We start from the raw sequence: 19,583 nt of genomic DNA, 5'->3' as shown, positions 1-19,583 counted from the left end.
TAGAAAAGTTTTATCTTTATCGCGTTAAACTAACTAATACCCCCATTATGAGAAGAATTTTTTATTTACTTTTCCTTGTCTTATTAGGCTATTCTTTTGACGTAAAAGCTTCAGACACAGTGTTTATCCATGAAACACAAATCCCGGTTTTGATAGAGCGGCAGGACAATGTTCTGTTCTATATCCGGTTGGATGCAAAGGAAAGCAAGATGCTCGATGAAGTTGTTTTAGATTTCAGTAAAAGTACCAACTTAGCGGATGTCCAGGCAATCAAACTCTATTATGGAGGAACAGAGGCCTTACAAGATCAAAACAAAAATCGCTTTGCCCCTGTAGAGTACATATCCAGCCATCGACCGGGTGCGACATTGGCGGCTAATCCTTCCTATTCCATAAAATGTGCAGAGGTCGGACCATCGGAAAAAGTTGTATTAAGAGGTAATTACAATTTATTTCCAGGTGTCAACTTTTTTTGGATCAGTTTGCAGATGAAAACAGATGCCTCTTTGCATACTAAAATAGTCTCTGATTTACATGCTGTAAAAGTGGATGGGAAAGAACTCTATTGTAAATTTATTTCCCCGAAAGATATTACTCACCGGATGGCAGTCGGAGTTCGTCATGCTGGTAATGACGGTTCTGCTTCCTTCCGTATTCCCGGATTAGTGACAACCAATAAAGGAACATTATTGGGAGTGTACGATGTCCGATATAATAGTAGTGTCGATTTACAGGAATATGTAGATGTGGGTTTGAGTCGTAGCACTGACGGAGGGAAGAGCTGGGAGAAAATGCGTCTTCCGCTTTCATTTGGTGAGTATGGCGGTTTGCCTAAAGCACAGAATGGGGTAGGAGATCCCTCTATTTTGGTAGATACTCAAACGAATACCGTCTGGGTGGTTGCCGCATGGACACATGGTATGGGTAATCAACGTGCCTGGTGGAGCTCCCATTCGGGAATGGATATAAACCATACCGCACAGCTGGTATTGGCAAAGAGTACAGACGATGGTAAAACATGGTCGAAACCGATCAATATAACAGAGCAGGTAAAAGATCCGTCCTGGTATTTTCTCCTTCAAGGACCCGGACGTGGAATAACGATGAGCGACGGCACATTAGTATTTCCAACGCAGTTTATAGACTCTACCCGTGTTCCGAATGCAGGAATCATGTATAGTAAAGACCGGGGGAAAACGTGGAAAATGCACAATATGGCACGAACAAATACAACGGAAGCACAAGTTGCGGAAATAGAACCGGGAGTATTGATGCTGAATATGCGTGACAATAGAGGAGGAAGCCGGGCTATTGCCATAACGAAAGATTTGGGAAAAACCTGGACAGAACACCCGTCTTCACGTAAGGCACTTCAGGAACCGGTATGTATGGCCAGTCTGATTCATGTCGATGCCAAGGACAACGTTTTGAATAAAGACCTCCTGTTGTTTTCAAATCCGGATACGACTAAAGGGCGCAATCATATAACAATAAAAACAAGTCTGGATAAAGGACTTACCTGGTTGCCCGAACATCAAATCATGCTCGACGAAGCAGAAGGATGGGGATATAGTTGCCTGACGATGATTGATAAAGAGACAATCGGTATTCTATATGAGAGCAGTGTGGCACACATGACTTTTCAGGCGGTGAAATTAACAGATTTGTTAGGAATGAAATGATAGATATAATAGCGGTTAAACTATCCGATATGATAAAAGAATAAAACCGTATATTTATCGTGGCGTGCAAAAACAACATATTTTGTTAAATTATCAGTGAAATTTGCTGAAAAAATAATATCTTTGAATCCGTTAATATCTAATGCCCCACTATGATGATTAATTTGATCGGAAAAAAGGCTCAAATAGCATGTGAACTACTATGCTGTTGCAGTATGGCATATGCACAGAGCAATGACAATTCCGAAGTTGTCGTTCTAAATACAGGCTGGGAGTTTTCCCAGGCAGGGACGGAGCTGTGGCGACCGGCACAGGTTCCGGGCACCGTTTATCAGGATCTTATCAACCATAAACAACTTCCCGATCCTTTTTATGGCATCAATGAACAAAAGATTCAGTGGGTGGAAAATGAAGACTGGGAATACCGGACTGCTTTTACAGTTACCCCCGAACAACTGAAACGGGATGACGCCCAATTGGTTTTTGAAGGTCTTGACACATACGCCGATGTATACCTCAATGGAGCATTGTTGCTGAAAGCCGATAACATGTTTGTCGGTTATACCATACCTGTCAAGTCCCAACTCCGTATCGGAGAAAACCTTCTTCACATCTATTTTCATTCCCCCATCCGGCAGACACTGCCTCAATATAACTCGAACGGATTCAACTATCCGGCAGACAACGACCATCACGACAAACATTTAAGCATATTCTCCCGTAAAGCCCCTTACAGTTATGGCTGGGACTGGGGAATCCGCATGGTGACCAGCGGCATCTGGCGTCCGGTGACCATCCGTTTTTATGACGCAGCTTCTATCAGTGACTATCACGTAAAGCAACTCGCACTGACCGACCAGCTCGCAAATCTGTCTAATGAATTAGAAATAAACAACATACTCTCCCGGCCACTTCAGGCAGAGGTGAGAATCAATACCTCATTCGAAAGAAGTGCAGAAAAAAGCATCAGCCAGGCAATCACCTTACAGCCCGGAATCAATCATGTTTCCATACCTTCCGAAGTGGCATCCCCCGTACGTTGGATGCCGAATGGATGGGGAAAGCCCGCCCTGTATGATTTCTCCGCTCAAATCATAGTAGAAGATAAAGTCGTAGCCGAGCAATCGCACCGGATAGGACTGCGTACTGTTCGCCTCGTTAATGAAAAAGATAAAGACGGAGAATCCTTCTATTTTGAAGTAAATGGTGTACCTATGTTTGCCAAAGGAGCCAATTACATCCCCCAGGATGCACTCTTGACTAACGTCACTACCGAACGCTACCAAACCTTATTCCGCGACATCCGCGAAGCGAACATGAATGTCATTCGTGTATGGGGAGGTGGAACGTACGAAGATGACCGTTTCTATGACCTGGCAGATGAAAACGGAATACTGGTGTGGCAAGACTTCATGTTTGCCTGCACTCCCTATCCGTCCGACCCCACCTTTCTGAAAAGGGTAGAGGCGGAAGCCTGCTATAACATCCGTCGCCTTCGCAATCATGCTTCCCTGGCGATGTGGTGCGGCAATAACGAAATACTGGAAGCCTTAAAATATTGGGGATTCGACAAGAACTTCCCGCCCGAAATCTATCAGGAAATGTTTCGAGGCTACGACAAACTGTTCCATCAGCTCCTTCCAGCCAAGGTTAAGGAACTGGATGCCGACCGTTTCTACATACACAGCTCCCCGTATTTTGCCAACTGGGGGCGTCCTGAATCCTGGGGGATAGGAGACAGCCATAACTGGGGAGTCTGGTATGGTCAAAAAACATTCGAGTCACTCGATACAGACCTGCCCCGTTTCATGAGCGAATTCGGTTTTCAGTCCTTCCCGGAAATGAAGACCATCTCCACTTTCGCCGCTCCGGAAGATTATCAGATAGAATCGGAAGTGATGAATGCTCATCAGAAAAGCAGCATCGGCAACGCCCTGATTCGTACCTACATGGAGCGCGACTATATCATCCCCGAAAAATTTGAAGACTTTGTCTATGTCGGACTAGTGCTGCAAGGACAAGGAATGCGTCACGGACTGGAAGCACACCGCCGGAACCATCCTTACTGTATGGGTACCCTGTATTGGCAACTGAATGACAGCTGGCCGGTAGTATCCTGGTCGAGCATCGACTATTACGGTAATTGGAAAGCCCTGCATTACCAAGCCAAACGAGCCTTTGCTCCAATCCTCATCAATCCTATCCGGCAAAACGACAGCCTCAATATCTACCTGATTTCCGACTGTCCGGACACCAAAGACCACCTGATGTTGGAAATGAAAGTAACAGACTTTGACGGAAAGAAACAAGGCAAGCCTATACAACTCAACACATTGACAGTTCCGGCTAACACTTCCCAATGCGTGTACCGTATAAAACCCGACACCTGGCTATCACCGGAAGAACAGCAACGCTGTTTCATGCAACTGACACTGAAAGACAAGGCAGGAAACACCCTTGCCGAAACCGTATACTTCTTTAGAAAAACAAAAGACCTGCTTCTGCCTGAAACAACCGTTTCCTGCAAGATGAAACAGAAAGACGGCATGTGTGAACTGACATTGTTTTCTCCCGCTCTTGCAAAAGATGTCTTTATTGAAATTCCTTTGCAGGGAGCCCGTTTCAGCGACAACTTTTTCGACCTTCTTCCCGGAGAACGTAAAACGGTCGTCATCACTTCTCCCCAAATAAAGAAAGGAGAGGAGCTGCCTTTGACAATCAAACATATTCGTGAAACTTATAATTAATCTATTTAATAACTTAACACTTAATTTTTTAGTTTATGAAGCAACTCTTTAAATTAACCGGATGTCTGGCACTAGCAGGACTTTTTGCCTCTTGCCAATCGGCGCAACAGGAAGCCAACTACCAGATCATCCCCATGCCACAAGAAATTGTAACCGCTCAAGGAAGTCCCTTCATCCTCAAGAGCAGTTTGAAAATTCTCTATCCGGGAGGAAACGAGAAGATGCAACGCAACGCAAAATTCCTGGCAGACTATCTGAAAACGGCTACCGGAAAAGATTTCGCTATTGAAGCCGGAACAGAAGGTAAAAACGCAATCGTACTGGCATTAGGCACGGAGAACGAAAATCCGGAATCCTACCAGATGAAAGTTACCGGTGACGGAATCACGATTACCGGTCCTACGGAAGCCGGCGTATTCTATGGCATCCAGTCCCTGCGCAAATCATTGCCTGTGGCTGTCGGTGCGGATATTGCCATGCCAGCCGTAGAAATCAATGACGCTCCCCGCTTTGGCTATCGTGGCGCGCATTTCGATACCAGCCGTCATTTCTTTACCGTGGATGAAATAAAGACCTACATCGACATGCAGGCTTTACATAACATGAACCGCCTCCACTGGCATATCACCGACGATCAAGGTTGGCGTCTGGAAATCAAAAAATACCCGAAACTGACTGAAATCGGTGCTAACAGAACAGAAACAGTCATCGGACGTAACTCCGGCGAATACGACGGCAAACCTTACGGTGGATTCTACACCCAGGAACAAGCCAAAGAAATTGTAGATTATGCAGCCGAACGCTACATCACCGTTGTTCCCGAAATCGACCTTCCGGGACACATGCAAGCTGCCCTTGCCGCTTACCCTGAACTGGGTTGTACCGGTGGCCCGTACGAAGTATGGAGACAATGGGGTATATCCGAAGATGTGCTTTGCGCCGGAAACGACCAAGTATTGAAATTCTTGGAAGATGTTTATGGTGAATTGATTGAAATCTTCCCATCACAATATATTCATGTAGGGGGCGACGAATGCCCGAAAGTAAGATGGGAAAAATGTCCGAAGTGCCAGGCACGTATCAAAGCATTGGGATTGAAGTCAGATCAGAGCCACAGCAAAGAAGAACGTTTGCAAAGCTTTGTCATCAACCATATTGAGAAATTCCTGAACGACCACGGACGTCAAATCATCGGTTGGGATGAAATCCTCGAAGGCGGACTTGCTCCGAATGCTACCGTGATGTCATGGCGTGGTGAGAAAGGTGGTATCGAAGCTGCGAAGCAGAAACACGATGTCATCATGACACCGAACACCTATCTGTATTTCGACTACTACCAAGCTAAAGACATCGAAAACGAACCGTTCGGTATCGGTGGTTATCTGCCGATGGAAAGAGTGTATAGCTACGAGCCGATGCCGGCTTCTCTTACTCCGGAAGAACAGAAATACATCAAGGGAGTGCAAGCCAACCTCTGGACAGAATACATCGCTACCTTCCCGCATGCACAGTACATGGTATTGCCTCGTTGGGCTGCTTTGTGTGAAATTCAGTGGTCCAGCCCCGAAAAGAAAAACTATGCCGACTTCCTGTCCCGTCTTCCACAACTGATTAAGTGGTACGATGCAGAAGGATACAATTACGCTAAACACGTATTTGACGTACAAGCCGAGTTTGACCCGAATCCGGCAGAAGGAACAATGGACGTTACCCTGTCTACCATCGACGGTGCCCCTGTTTACTATACATTAGACGGCACAGAACCTACTGCCGCTTCCTCCGTTTATGAAGGAGTATTGAAAATCAAGGAAAATGTAACCCTGTCCGCCAAAGCCATTCGTCCCAACGGCGAAAGCAAGATAGTGACAGAGAAGATTGATTTCAGCAAATCCAGCATGAAGCCGATTGTAGCTAATCAGCCTATCAATGAACAATACCTGTTCAAAGGAGCTTCCACTTTGATAGATGGTCTGAAAGGAAATAGCAGCTATAAGTCAGGCCGTTGGATCGCTTTCAACGGAAACGACATGGATATGACTATCGACCTCCAGCAACCTACTGAAATCTCAAGCGTGGCAATCTCTACCAATGTAGCAAAAGGGGACTGGGTATTTGATGCCAGAAACCTGTCCGTAGAAACTTCAGATGATGGCAAGACCTTCAAAAAGATTGCTTCCGAAGAATATCCGGAGATGAAAGAGACAGACAAAGACGGAATCGTTGAGCACAAACTAACCTTTGCTCCTGTGACCACCCAATACGTGAGAGTCATTGCTTCACCGGAGAAATCACTTCCGGCATGGCATGGAGGAAAAGGTAAAAAGGCATTTTTATTTGTAGACGAAATCAAAATTGATTAATGAATATAAGAAAAGAATACCCTAAAGTTTGTCTTTTCTTATGGATATTGGGGATGTGCTTCCATGCACATCCCATTCTGGCACAGTCCTTCATACCTGTCCCATTAAAAATGGAGCAGGGGACGGGCTCTTTTTTACTGTCAGAAAAGACTAAACTTTATACAAACCTGCAAGGTGGAGAAGCGGAACTCTGGGAGAATTACCTGAAAGCATTACCTGTTCAGCTGAAAGAAGCGAGAATGAAAGACAGGAAACAGATGCTTTTCTTATTGATAACCCCCAAGACCCCCCAATTGCCATCACCGGAAAGCTATACACTCTCCGTCACCTCTCAACGAATCGAGATCCGGGCAACTTCGGGAGCCGGATTATTCTATGGAATGCAAACCCTGTTACAGCTGATGCAACCGGCAAGCACAGGCAGCTATTCCGTACCCTCTGTCGAGATAGAAGACACCCCTCGTTTTGCTTATCGCGGACTGATGCTGGACGTATCCCGTCATTTCTCTACCAAAGAGTTTATAAAGAAGCAGATAGACGCATTGGCATATTACAAAATCAACCGTTTGCACCTGCACCTGACCGATGCGGCAGGCTGGCGGCTTGAAATCAAGAAATACCCTTTACTGACCGATTTTGCAGCCTGGCGTACAGACCCCACCTGGAAGAAATGGTGGAACGGCGGACGTAAATACCTCCGTTACGATGAACCCGGAGCTTCCGGCGGCTATTACACCCAGGACGATATTCGTGAAATACTGGAATATGCCCGTCAGCATTACATCACGGTGATTCCGGAGATTGAAATGCCTTCCCATTCGGAAGAAGTGCTGGCTGCCTACCCGCAGCTATCCTGTTCGGGAGAACCTTACAAGAACTCCGATTTCTGTGTCGGTAATGAAGAAACTTTCACCTTTCTGGAGAATGTACTGACGGAAGTCATGGAACTTTTCCCTTCCGAATACATTCATGTAGGAGGTGATGAGGCCGGCAAATCGGCTTGGAAGACCTGTCCGAAATGTCAGAAGAGAATGAAAGACGAGCATCTGGCCAATGTAGACGAGCTGCAAAGCTATCTGATACACCGTATCGAAAAGTTCCTCAACAATCACGGACGCCGTCTCTTGGGATGGGACGAGATTCTGCAAGGAGGTATCGCGCCCAATGCAACCGTTATGTCGTGGCGTGGAGAAGAGGGTGGTATTGCTGCCGTCACCTCCGGCCATCATGCCATCATGACACCGGGTGCATACTGTTATCTGGACAGCTATCAGGACGCCCCGTACTCCCAGCCGGAAGCTATCGGTGGCTACCTGCCATTGAAGAAAGTATATGCCTACGATCCTGTCCCCGCTTCCTTAACTGCGGAGCAGGCAAAGTTAGTCTATGGTGTGCAGGGTAACCTATGGGTGGAATATATCCCCACTCCCGAACACGTGGAATATATGATTTATCCCCGTATGCTGGCATTGGCGGAAGTAGCCTGGTCGGCTCCGGAACGTAAGTCGTGGCCCGATTTCCATACCCGCGCACTGTCAGCAGTGGCCGATTTACAGAAAAAAGGATACCATCCTTTCGATTTGAGCAAAGAAATCGGCAGCCGTCCCGAATCTCTTCAACCAGTCAGCCATTTGGCGCTCGGTAAAAAAGTGACCTATAACTCCTCCTATAGCCCCCATTATCCCGCACAAGGCAACACAGCCCTGACAGACGGCATACGTGGTGACTGGACTTACGGTGATGGTTCATGGCAAGGATTTATCTCGGACAACCGTCTCGATGTGACGATTGATATGGAAAAAGAAACCCCTATCCATTCCATCACCGCCGCTTTTATGCAAGTGGTCGGCGCGGAAGTATTCCTGCCGGAGACAGTGATTATTTCCATTTCCGATGATGGAATTAACTTCACGGAGTTGCAAAAACAACACTTTGAAGTGAGCAAAGAAACCCCTATCCGGTTTACGGATATTTCATGGCAGGGAGAAGCCAAAGGAAGATACGTACGTTACCAGGCACAGGCCGGAAGCGAATTCGGAGGGTGGATATTTACGGATGAGATAATCGTGAAATAGACATTGTCAATATCATTTATGAATAAAAGAGGGAATCTATTCAACCAGATTCTCTCTTTTTTTGTTATATTTGTATTATTACCTTAAAAACTAAGAATATGGTACAACACGCTAGACTCATTTTCTACACCCTTCTTCTTCTGGTAATCCCGTGCGAGAGCACCTTGGCGCAGAAGATTCCCGTCACGCCCATAGACTCATTGATAACTGTTGGATATGCCACCGGAAGTTTGAAAACCCTCTCCGGTTCCGTAGAGAAGATTACGGAGACACAGATGAATAAAGACCAGATAACGAACCCTTTGGAAGCAATCCGCGGACGTGTGCCGGGCTTGACTATCCAACGCGGGTCAAATGGTCCGGCAGCCTTGGATGCAGTACGCCTGCGGGGAACTACCTCACTGACCAGTGGCAATGACCCTTTGATAATCGTCGACGGAGTATTTGGTGACTTGAGTATGCTCACCTCCATTTACCCTACGGATATTGAGAGCTTCACCATTCTGAAAGACGCTTCCGAAACCGCACAATACGGTTCACGAGGAGCTTCCGGTGTGATCGAGGTCACCACTAAAAAAGGAATGAGCGGCAGAACACAGGTAGCCTACAACGGTAGCTTCGGAATTTCCACCGTCTACAAGAATCTGAAAATGCTGTCCGGCGATGAGTACCGCCGTGTCGCCTCGGAACGCGGGATTTCCATTCTGGATAAAGGAAATAACACCGATTTTCAGAAAGAGATTGAACAGACAGGACTACAACAAAACCATCACATCGCCTTTTATGGCGGTTCCAGTGAGTCCAGCTATCGCGTTTCTCTTGGTTTCATGGATCGTCAGGGAGTGATTCTGAATGAAGACATGAAAAACTTCACTTCGAATATGAACATGAATCAGAAAATGTTCGACGGCTTCCTGAACTGCGAGCTGGGAATGTTCGGTTCCATTCAGAAGAATCATAATCTGGTGGATTATCAGAAAACGTTCTATTCGGCAGCCACATTCAACCCCACCTATCCCAACCATAAAGACCCCGTCACCAATTCTTGGGATGGAATAACGACCGCCAGTCAAATCACCAATCCATTGGCATGGATGGAAGTGCAGGACGATGATGCCACTTCGCACATCAGCACGCATGCCCGTCTGACTTTCAATCTACTGGAAGGGCTGAAACTTAACCTCTTCGGTGCCTATACCTATAATATCGTGGAAAATTCGCAATACCTCCCCACCTCCGTCTGGGCGAACGGCCAGGCTTACAAAGGAACCAAAAAGCGAGAATCCTTGCTGGGCAACATGATGCTGACCTATAAGAAAAACTGGAAAAAACATTTCTTTGACGTGTTGGCACTCGCCGAACTTCAAAAAGAAACCTACACGGGATATTATACAACAGTAAGCAATTTCAGCACCGACAAATTCGGGTATAATAATCTTCAGGCAGGCGCACTCCGTTTGTGGGAAGGCACTAATTCTTACTACGACCAACCCCGTCTGGCATCCTTCATGGGACGTTTCAACTATACATACGCCGACCGCTACGTACTGACGCTGAACGCCCGTACAGATGCTTCCTCCAAATTCGGGGCGAACCACAAATGGGGATTCTTCCCCTCCGCATCTGCCGCATGGGTGATTAGTGAAGAAGAATTTATGAAGCAGTTGCCGATGGTGGATAATCTGAAATTCCGTATTGGCTACGGTCTGGCAGGTAATCAGAGTGGGATTGACTCATACACTACATTGAACCTTGTAAAGCCGAACGGTGTAGTCCCCGTCGGAAACTCCGCCGTCGTATCTTTAGGAGACTTACGGAACACGAATCCCGACCTGAAATGGGAAGTGAAACATACCTTTAATACCGGTATCGACGTAGCTCTTTTCGGCAACCGCCTGCTGCTTTCCGCCAACTATTACAACTCCCGAACCACAGACATGCTTTACCTTTACAACGTAAGCGTACCGCCTTTCACCTATAACACCTTGCTTGCCAACATCGGTTCCATGCGCAACTGGGGTACGGAAATCGCCATCGGCATCACCCCCTTGAAGACCAAGGATATGGAACTGAATATCAATGCCAATATCACTTTCCAGCGCAACAAACTGCTCTCATTAAGCGGTATGTACAACGGCGAAATGCTTTCTGCTCCCGAATATAAAAGTCTTGCTGGCCTCGACGGAGCCGGCTTTCATGGAGGATACAACCACATCGTATATCAGATGGTGGGTCAACCGTTGGGCGTGTTCTATCTTCCCCACAGTACGGGACTGGAATCCGACGGAAACGGCGGATACACCTATGGCATCGCCGATCTGAATGGCGGAGGTGTCAGCCTTGAAGATGGTGAAGACCGCTACGTGGCAGGACAAGCCGTACCTAAAACGATTCTTGGCTCCAACATCAGTTTCCGCTACAAGCGTTTCGACCTGTCTTTGCAGGTTAACGGAGCTTTCGGACATAAAATTTACAACGGAACCTCCCTGACCTATATGAACATGAATATATTTCCCGACTATAACGTAATGAAGAAAGCCCCGAAACAGAACATCAAGGATCAAACCGCCACCGACTATTGGTTGGAAAAGGGAGATTATGTCAACTTCGACTATGTGACGCTGGGTTGGAACGTGCCGATTGAGAAAGTGCAGAAACTGAAGAAATATGTCCGCTCCCTGCGTCTGGCATTTACAGTCAACAACCTGGCAACCATTTCCGGTTATTCGGGACTTTCACCCATGATTAACAGTTCAACAGTGAACTCCACTTTAGGCGTGGATGATAAACGGGGATATCCGTTGGCGCGGACGTACACACTGGGATTGAGTATTAACTTTTAATGGAGGAGGAGATGATGAAACAATATATGAAAAATAAAAGTCTTTTTTTGCAGAAAGAAGAACTGCTTTCAAGGATAGCGGAACTGTTTTCAAAGAAGATCTTACGTCCTTCGGGAGTGCTGGTATTCCTTCTTATAACGTGCCTGGGTTTATTCTCATGTAGTAAGTTTTTGGAGGAAAATCCGAAAGATAAGTTACCCGAAGATGACGTTTACAATACAATCTCGGAAGTATATCTCAATGCAGTAGCTTCGCTTTATACATACGTAGGCGGTTATAGTGATAGTCAGGGATTGCAGGGAACGGGTAGGGGAGTCTACGACCTGAACACCTTTACCTCCGACGAAGCCATTATCCCCACCCGTGGAGGTGACTGGTATGACGGTGGTTTTTGGCAAGGACTTTACCTGCACGATTGGGGAATAGAGAATGATGCCATTCAGGCTACATGGGAATATCTCTATAAAGTCGTCATGTTAAGTAACAAATCACTGGAACGGATAGACAAATTCGCCGAAACTCATTCCGCTACGGAACTGCCGGCATACCGTGCCGAAGTACGTGCCATGCGGGCTATGTATTATTATTACCTGATGGATTTGTTCGGACGCATCCCGCTAGTTCAATCCTCTTCCGTAGCAATGAAAGATGTAGTGCAAAGTGAACGAAAAACGGTCTTTGACTTTGTTGTCAAGGAATTGCAAGAGGCGGCTCCTTTGTTGAGCGATGCACATAGCAACCAGTCCGGCCCTTACTATGGCCGTATCACTCGCCCCGTGGTAACTTTCCTACTGGCCAAACTGGCTTTGAACTCCGAAGTTTATACAGACAATGATTGGACGGACGGACAACGCCCGGATGGAAAAAATATAAAGTTCACAGTGAACGGCAGCGAACTAAATGCCTGGGAAACAGTTATCTACTATTGTGACCAACTCAAGACTATGGGCTACAAACTGGAACCGGAATACGAAACGAATTTCTCTATATTCAACGAACCGTCCGTAGAGAATGTCTTCACTATCCCGATGAACAAAACTCTGTACACCAACCAGATGCAATATCTCTTCCGTTCCCGCCACTATAATCACGCCAAGGCTTACGGACTAAGCGGTGAGAACGGTCCCAGCGCCACCATTGAAGCCCTCGAAGCTTTCGGTTATGAAACCGCGGAACAAGATCCCCGTTTTGATATTTGCTATTTTGCAGGAATTGTCCACGACCTGAAAGGAAACATAATCAAACTGGATAATGGAACGGTACTGGAATATCTGCCCTGGAAAGTATCTCTGGATATAACAGATACCCCATACGAACAAACCGCAGGAGCCCGCATGAAAAAGTATGAAGTCGACCCGACTGCCACAAAAGACGGTAAGTTGATGGAGAATGACATTGTATTGTTCCGCTATGCAGACGCTTTGTTGATGAAGAGTGAAGCGAAAGTCCGGAACGGAGCAAACGGAGATGAAGAACTCAATGAAGTTCGTAGCCGTGTCAACGCTTCTCCCCGCACTGCCACTTTAGAGAATATCCTTGCCGAACGTCAGCTGGAACTGGCTTGGGAAGGATGGAGACGACAGGACTTAGTCCGCTTCGGGAAGTTTACAAGAGCTTACAGCAGCCGTCCGCAACTACCGGATGAGGCAAGTGGATATACAACTGTATTCCCTATACCGGAGAAAATACGGGTGATGAATGAGAGGTTGAAACAGAATCCGGGGTATTAGGAAGAAGATAGTAGTAATCAAAATAAAAAATCCTCGATTTTCATCCGGAGAATCGAGGATTTATATTATTTGTTGCAGCAATCGAATTACTCAATCAAAACGAAATCATATTTTTCAAATTCACTCCCATTGATTATTATAGCAATTTGATGAAGCCCGAGATGGAATTTTCTCGTCGTAACCACGCGGAAAGAGTGCTTTCGCGTTATTCGTGTGGTAGAATTCCCGGTATATTCTTTTTCGCTGATTTTATGAACTTTCTTCGTCAGCGTTCCATTTGCTTTTTGGTAATAAATACCATATTCAAGCCGTATTTTGATTGTCTTATTGCTATGATTCAACAAGTTAAAACCAAACTCCAACGAATCACCGACTTTAACCTTAAGACTTGAAATCTGAAAATCCTCCATACTAATATTATTTCTGATAGAATCAAAGCCAAACAACTCCATCACCTCTGGAATCCCTTGTTTTAAGAGCGTCCGGCAACCGTGTTTAATAATCCAGTCTACCTCTTTAGATTCCCCCTTCCATTTCTTTGCCAAATCAATGACAATTTCCGGATTATCTTTCGCAATATCATTCAAATTATTGGCAACGCTCAACCGTACAAATCTTGCCGGATCATTTTTAAGATTCTCTAAAATAGGAATAATAGGTGTCGGGTCTTTCTTCAGATTCGGCAAAGCCATCGCCCAAGGCAAACGCGGACGGCAACCTTCTGACGAAAGCCGCCTGACTCCCCAATGCTCATGTTTCGACCAAACCAACATCTGCTTCATCATTTCATCCGGATATTTTATTATAAAAGGATGAGTCACAAATTCGCAACTTGTGAACTGTGTGATTTTCTCTATCGCCTTGACAGACGTTTCATAATCATCCAACCCATATTGCTCGACATAATTATTCAGAATCACCCCATACTCCAGCATCAATCCAAACTTCGTATCGTCTATCACCGAAAAATCAGGCCGCGTACTTTTTACATGATCCAACAACTCAAGAATCTTAGCGATCGCCTCTTTGTAATCTGCCGGCAAAAACTTTTTCAGAATGCTAGTGATATGTATCCAGCGCTGTTTTAGTTCCCTGCCTTCCCATTCATCATCCATTATTTGAGAAACAAAACCGTGAGCATCAAAATCATCGATAACAAGTCTCAAATCTTTCGTAAACAGATCGAAAAATTGCTTGTTGTACATATTCTTAAAAGGTTCTGCCATACTTGAAGTCTATATTTAGTATCTATTTATTTGCTACACAAATATATGTCTTTTTTTTAAAAGGACAAGCCCTAAAAACAGAAGTGAGCCACAAAAAAGATTGCAGCTCACTTATACCTTATATATTATAGCAAAAAATTAATCGAAGAAACTCTTGAACTTCTTGAAAATCTTCTCCTTCACCGACGTGTTAGGTTTGAAGTTGTCCGAAGCCTCCATCTTTTCGAGTGTGCTCTTTTCCTCTTTATTGAGCGCTTCCGGCACATAGATACTGATGTTGACGAGTAAATCCCCCGTTCCGTACCCGTTCACATTCGGCAATCCCTTGCCGCGCAAACGAAGCACCTTACCTGGTTGAGTACCCGAATCAATCTTCACTTTCACTTTGCCGTCGATAGTCGGAATTTCCACAGCTCCGCCCAGAGCAGCAGTCGGGAAACTAAGCAACAGATTATAAATCAAATCATTCTCGTCGCGAATCAAGTCCTGATGCGGTTCTTCCTCTACGAGAATCAGCAAGTCGCCTGCCACACCATTGTGTTTGCCGGCATTTCCTTTGCCACCCATAGAAAGCTGCATACCCTCTGCCACTCCGGCAGGGATTTTCACCGACACCACTTCTTCACCGTAAATGATTCCGTCGCCACCACACTTCTTACATTTGTTCTTGATAATCTTACCCTCACCGCCACAAGTAGAACAAGTGACGCGAGTCTGCATAGTGCCCAGAATAGTCTGCTGGTTACGGATCACGGAGCCGCTACCCTTACAAGTAGGACAAGTCTCCGAACCGCCGTCACCTTCGGCACCCGTGCCATGACACTGGTCACACGGCACATATTTTTTGAGTTTAAATTTCTTTTCTACTCCGGTAGAGATCTCCTTCAACGTCAGCTTCACTTTCACACGAAGGTCACTGCCGCGATACCGGCGTTGCTGTGAACCGCCACCGCCAAATCCGCTAAACCCTCCGAAGCCTCCCCCGAAACCGCCGCCGCGGCCACCAAAGATGTCGCCAAACATAGAGAAAATGTCATCCATCGACATCCCCTCGCCACCGAAACCACCGAACGGACCGCCATTGCCTGCCGCACCGCTCACTCCCGCATGACCGAACTGATCGTAACGCGAACGCTTTTCCGGGTTACTCAACACGTCATAAGCCTCGGCCGCCTCCTTAAATTTCTCTTCTGCCTCCTTATCCCCCGGATTCTTGTCAGGGTGATACTGGATTGCTTTCTTACGGTACGCTTTCTTAATCTCCTCTACTGTGGCTGTCTTCGTCACCTCCAATATTTCGTAATAGTCTCTTTTTTCTGCCATGCTTCTTTAAAAATTATGAGTTTTATGGGTTGCGAATCCTTATTCCCCTACTACCACTTTGGCGTGGCGCAACACTTTGTCGTTCAGTGTATACCCCGTCTGCACACAATCCAGAATCTTACCTTTCTGTGCTTCCGACGGTGCGGGGATTACCGCGATAGCTTCATGGAAATCAGTATCCAGCGGTTGGTCTTTCGTCTCGATGACTTTCACACCATTTTGAGCCAGAACAGCCATAAATTTATTGTAAATCAGTTCCACCCCTTCTTTTACGGCATTGACATCCGTTGCCGTTTCCATCGTCTTGATGGCACGTTCGAAATCGTCCACTACCGGAAGAATACTGCCAAGACTCTTTTCGCCACCATTCAGGATCAGTTCGGCCTTCTCCTTTAAAGTGCGTTTACGATAATTGTCGAACTCGGCAGACAAGCGCAGATATTTATCCTTTTGCTCTTCAAGCGCTTCTTGAGCCTTTTCCAGTTCCTTTTCCAACTCCTCTTCATGAGTCAGCGGAGCGGTTCCCTCTGCTTGTTCGTTTTGCGGTTGGTCTTCCGCAGGATTGTGAGTTTCCTCCACATTCAGTTCCTCTTCCTTCACTTTTTTTTCTTTCGGATCCATCTTGGTATTTACTATTTTATTATTTACTATTTAGAAACACACGTTATCTATGCAAGATACCGCTTATAAACATACCGGACTGACCGGATGTCACAGATTTCGTCTGCAAAAACTTTGCCAAGTTGGCCGTTTTGCCAAAAAACGCAGCAAAGGTAACACTTTTATGTCAGATTGGCACATATCAGATAGCTCATAATTCATTTTAAATGTCTACCTTTGCACGCTCAAATAGTAAATAGTAACTAGTAAAATAGTAAATAATAAGATGATTACAGTTTCGAACGTATCGGTTCAGTTTGGTAAAAGAGTGTTATTTAATGACGTAAACCTGAAGTTTACGAGTGGTAATTGTTATGGTATTATCGGTGCGAACGGTGCGGGAAAATCTACGTTTCTTCGTACGATTTACGGAGATCTGGACCCGACAACAGGTACGATTGCGCTCGGACCGGGCGAACGTCTCTCGGTGTTGAGTCAGGACCACTTCAAGTGGGACTCATATACCGTCATGGATACCGTCATGATGGGACATACCGTGTTGTGGGACATCATGAAGCAACGCGAAGAATTGTATGCAAAAGAAGATTTCACAGACGAAGACGGACTGAAAGTATCCGAATTGGAAGAAAAATTTGCCGAGTTGGACGGATGGAATGCGGAAAGCGACGCAGCCATGCTATTGAGCGGACTGGGCGTGAAAGAAGATAAGCATTACGTATTGATGGGTGAATTGAGTGGTAAGGAAAAAGTACGTGTCATGCTGGCGCAGGCATTGTACGGAAATCCGGACAACCTCTTGCTCGATGAGCCTACCAATGACTTGGATATGGAAACAGTGACCTGGTTGGAAGAATATCTTGCCAACTTCGAGCATACCGTATTGGTGGTAAGCCACGACCGTCACTTCCTCGACTCTGTATGTACACACACCGTAGACATCGACTACGGAAAAATCAATATGTTTGCCGGTAACTATAGTTTCTGGTACGAATCCAGCCAATTGGCTCTCCGTCAGCAACAGAACCAGAAGGCGAAGGCTGAAGAGAAGAAGAAAGAACTCGAAGAGTTTATCCGCCGTTTCAGCGCGAACGTAGCGAAGAGCAAGCAGACAACGAGCCGTAAGAAGATGTTGGAGAAACTGAACGTAGAAGAAATCAAACCTTCTTCACGTAAGTATCCGGGCATCATCTTCACTCCCGAACGCGAGCCGGGCAACCAGATTCTGGAAGTTTCCGGATTGAGCAAGAAGACGGAAGAAGGCGTAGTGCTCTTCAACGACGTGAACTTCAACGTAGAGAAAGGTGACAAGGTGGTATTCCTGTCACGCAATCCGCGCGCGATGACTGCTTTCTTCGAAATTATCAACGGAAACATGAAACCCGATGCAGGTACTTTCAACTGGGGGGTAACCATCACCACTGCTTACCTGCCGCTGGATAACACTGATTTCTTCAATTCCGACCTGAACCTGGTAGACTGGTTGAGCCAGTTTGGAGAAGGCAACGAGGTATATATGAAAGGCTTCCTCGGCCGTATGCTTTTCTCCGGCGAAGAGGTATTGAAGAAAGTAAGCGTACTCTCCGGAGGTGAGAAGATGCGTTGTATGATTGCCCGTATGCAGCTGCGCAATGCCAACTGCCTCATTCTGGACACTCCGACCAACCATCTGGACTTGGAATCTATCCAGGCATTCAACAACAACCTGAAGACGTACAAAGGAAATATCCTCTTCTCGTCTCATGACCACGAATTTATTCAGACCGTTGCCAACCGCATCATCGAACTGACACCGAACGGTATCATCGACAAGATGATGGAATATGACGAATATATCACTTCCGACCATATTAAGGAATTGCGGGCGAAGATGTACGGAGACAAATAAGTGACCGGACGAATAAAAGCCCCTGACTCCCATACATGAAGTCTGATGAATAACCAATTTAACAGCAACCTATTCTCAACAATGGGTTGCTGTTCTTTTTAGCACTATGGAAATAAAATATTTTGAAAACAGAGAAGATTGGCGAAAATGGCTGGCAGACAACTTTGAAAACGCCAATGACGTTTGGTTTGTATTCCCCTCCAAATCTTCGGGCGAAAAAAGTGTTACATACAACGACGCTGTCGAAGAAGCCCTTTGCTTCGGATGGATCGACAGCACCATAAAGGCGCTCGACAAAGAACATAAAATCCAGCATTTCACACCCAGAAACCCTAAAAGTTCCTACTCGCAAGCCAACAAAGAGAGACTGAAATGGTTGCTGGAACATAATATGATTCACCCTGATAGGGAAGATAATATACGAAAAGTATTGTCAGCCCCTTTTGTCTTCCCGAATGATATTATCGGAAAACTGAAAGAGGATAAAACAGTATGGGAGAATTACCAACAATTTTCCGATGCGTATAGACGTATCCGAATTGCATACATTGAAGCTGCCAGAAAACGGCCCGAAGAATTTGAAAAGCGATTGAACAACTTCATCAATAAAACGAAGGAAAATAAAATGATAAAAGGATTTGGGGGAATTGAAAAATACTACTAATCCCTATGTCTGTAATTGTAACTTTGATTGTAATAACAGGACAGAAGTATTATGCGCATAATTGATATTCAATTCTCTTTCTCGAACGTAGTTATTTTTCTGCCCTTCACCTTTCTTCCAGATTCCTGATAAATAGTGTGTTTACGGGTGAAGGGGCGCTCTTACACCGTCTTTTTACCGTAAGCGTCTCCGCGATTCTATCTTGTCGGCCTTTTTTCATTCTTATATTTTTGCTATGTATAAAAATGAAGCATTATGGATTTAGCAGAAAATCGATTTGGAAAAACTTGGAAACATTTCCTTGAAGTATTGAAAGTAGACTACAATTGTTCTTTAGCCGATGTTTGCCGCGATCAGCATACCACTTTTGGTGGTATGAGTTCCTGGATGTCCAGACGGGGCTATAGCGTTAAACAAGCCAAGGCAG

Annotated in this window: 11 protein-coding genes; 8 read left to right on the top strand and 3 right to left on the bottom strand. The window is 45.6% G+C overall.

What is annotated here, in order from left to right; translation table 11 throughout:
* The first annotated feature begins 47 nt into the window (after positions 1 to 47).
* The 6 genes from N5O98_RS06985 (at position 48) to N5O98_RS06960 (ending at position 13,437) form a co-directional block, all read left to right on the top strand.
* Positions 48 to 1,682: a sialidase family protein gene (locus N5O98_RS06985; protein WP_008651699.1), complete on the top strand. Its 1,635-nt coding sequence runs from the start codon at positions 48 to 50 to the stop codon at positions 1,680 to 1,682.
* 152 nt (positions 1,683 to 1,834) lie between these two features.
* Positions 1,835 to 4,429, top strand: coding sequence for a beta-mannosidase (locus tag N5O98_RS06980; RefSeq protein ID WP_118161062.1), 2,595 nt, complete (start codon positions 1,835 to 1,837; stop codon positions 4,427 to 4,429).
* A 35-nt stretch (positions 4,430 to 4,464) separates the two neighbouring features.
* Positions 4,465 to 6,789: a glycoside hydrolase family 20 protein gene (locus N5O98_RS06975; protein WP_004308805.1), complete on the top strand. Its 2,325-nt coding sequence runs from the start codon at positions 4,465 to 4,467 to the stop codon at positions 6,787 to 6,789.
* Positions 6,789 to 8,864: a glycoside hydrolase family 20 protein gene (locus N5O98_RS06970; RefSeq protein WP_004308804.1), complete on the top strand. Its 2,076-nt coding sequence runs from the start codon at positions 6,789 to 6,791 to the stop codon at positions 8,862 to 8,864. Before N5O98_RS06975 ends, N5O98_RS06970 begins: the two co-directional genes overlap by 1 nt.
* Before the next feature lie 98 nt (positions 8,865 to 8,962).
* Positions 8,963 to 11,707 (top strand): SusC/RagA family TonB-linked outer membrane protein, encoded by a 2,745-nt coding sequence (locus tag N5O98_RS06965; RefSeq protein ID WP_008775980.1) that lies wholly within the window; start codon positions 8,963 to 8,965, stop codon positions 11,705 to 11,707.
* An 11-nt stretch (positions 11,708 to 11,718) separates the two neighbouring features.
* On the top strand, positions 11,719 to 13,437 hold the full coding sequence (locus N5O98_RS06960; protein ID WP_004308802.1) for a RagB/SusD family nutrient uptake outer membrane protein: 1,719 nt from the start codon (positions 11,719 to 11,721) through the stop codon (positions 13,435 to 13,437).
* Between the two features lie 86 nt (positions 13,438 to 13,523).
* On the opposite strand, the gene N5O98_RS06955 is transcribed toward N5O98_RS06960, so the two are convergent.
* The 3 genes from N5O98_RS06955 to N5O98_RS06945 form a co-directional block, all read right to left on the bottom strand.
* Positions 13,524 to 14,663 (bottom strand): DNA alkylation repair protein, encoded by a 1,140-nt coding sequence (locus N5O98_RS06955; RefSeq protein WP_004308801.1) that lies wholly within the window; start codon positions 14,661 to 14,663, stop codon positions 13,524 to 13,526.
* Between the two features lie 138 nt (positions 14,664 to 14,801).
* On the bottom strand, positions 14,802 to 15,986 hold the full coding sequence (gene dnaJ, locus N5O98_RS06950) for a molecular chaperone DnaJ (protein WP_004307195.1): 1,185 nt from the start codon (positions 15,984 to 15,986) through the stop codon (positions 14,802 to 14,804).
* A 39-nt stretch (positions 15,987 to 16,025) separates the two neighbouring features.
* Positions 16,026 to 16,607, bottom strand: a complete 582-nt coding sequence (locus tag N5O98_RS06945) for a nucleotide exchange factor GrpE (protein ID WP_004297892.1) — start codon at positions 16,605 to 16,607, stop codon at positions 16,026 to 16,028.
* A 265-nt stretch (positions 16,608 to 16,872) separates the two neighbouring features.
* Between N5O98_RS06945 and N5O98_RS06940 the strand changes: the two genes are divergently transcribed.
* Complete coding sequence (locus N5O98_RS06940) at positions 16,873 to 18,492, top strand: ABC-F family ATP-binding cassette domain-containing protein (RefSeq protein ID WP_004297887.1); 1,620 nt, start codon at positions 16,873 to 16,875, stop codon at positions 18,490 to 18,492.
* A 106-nt stretch (positions 18,493 to 18,598) separates the two neighbouring features.
* Positions 18,599 to 19,156 (top strand): YdeI/OmpD-associated family protein, encoded by a 558-nt coding sequence (locus N5O98_RS06935; protein ID WP_004297886.1) that lies wholly within the window; start codon positions 18,599 to 18,601, stop codon positions 19,154 to 19,156.
* Positions 19,157 to 19,583 lie beyond the last annotated feature (427 nt).

The sequence above is a fragment of the Bacteroides sp. LFL-34 genome (genome assembly GCF_027257075.1).
Classification (GTDB): domain Bacteria; phylum Bacteroidota; class Bacteroidia; order Bacteroidales; family Bacteroidaceae; genus Bacteroides; species Bacteroides ovatus.
The sequence above is the reverse complement of the archived record's forward strand: the minus strand, read 5'-3'. Positions and strand labels throughout refer to the sequence as shown.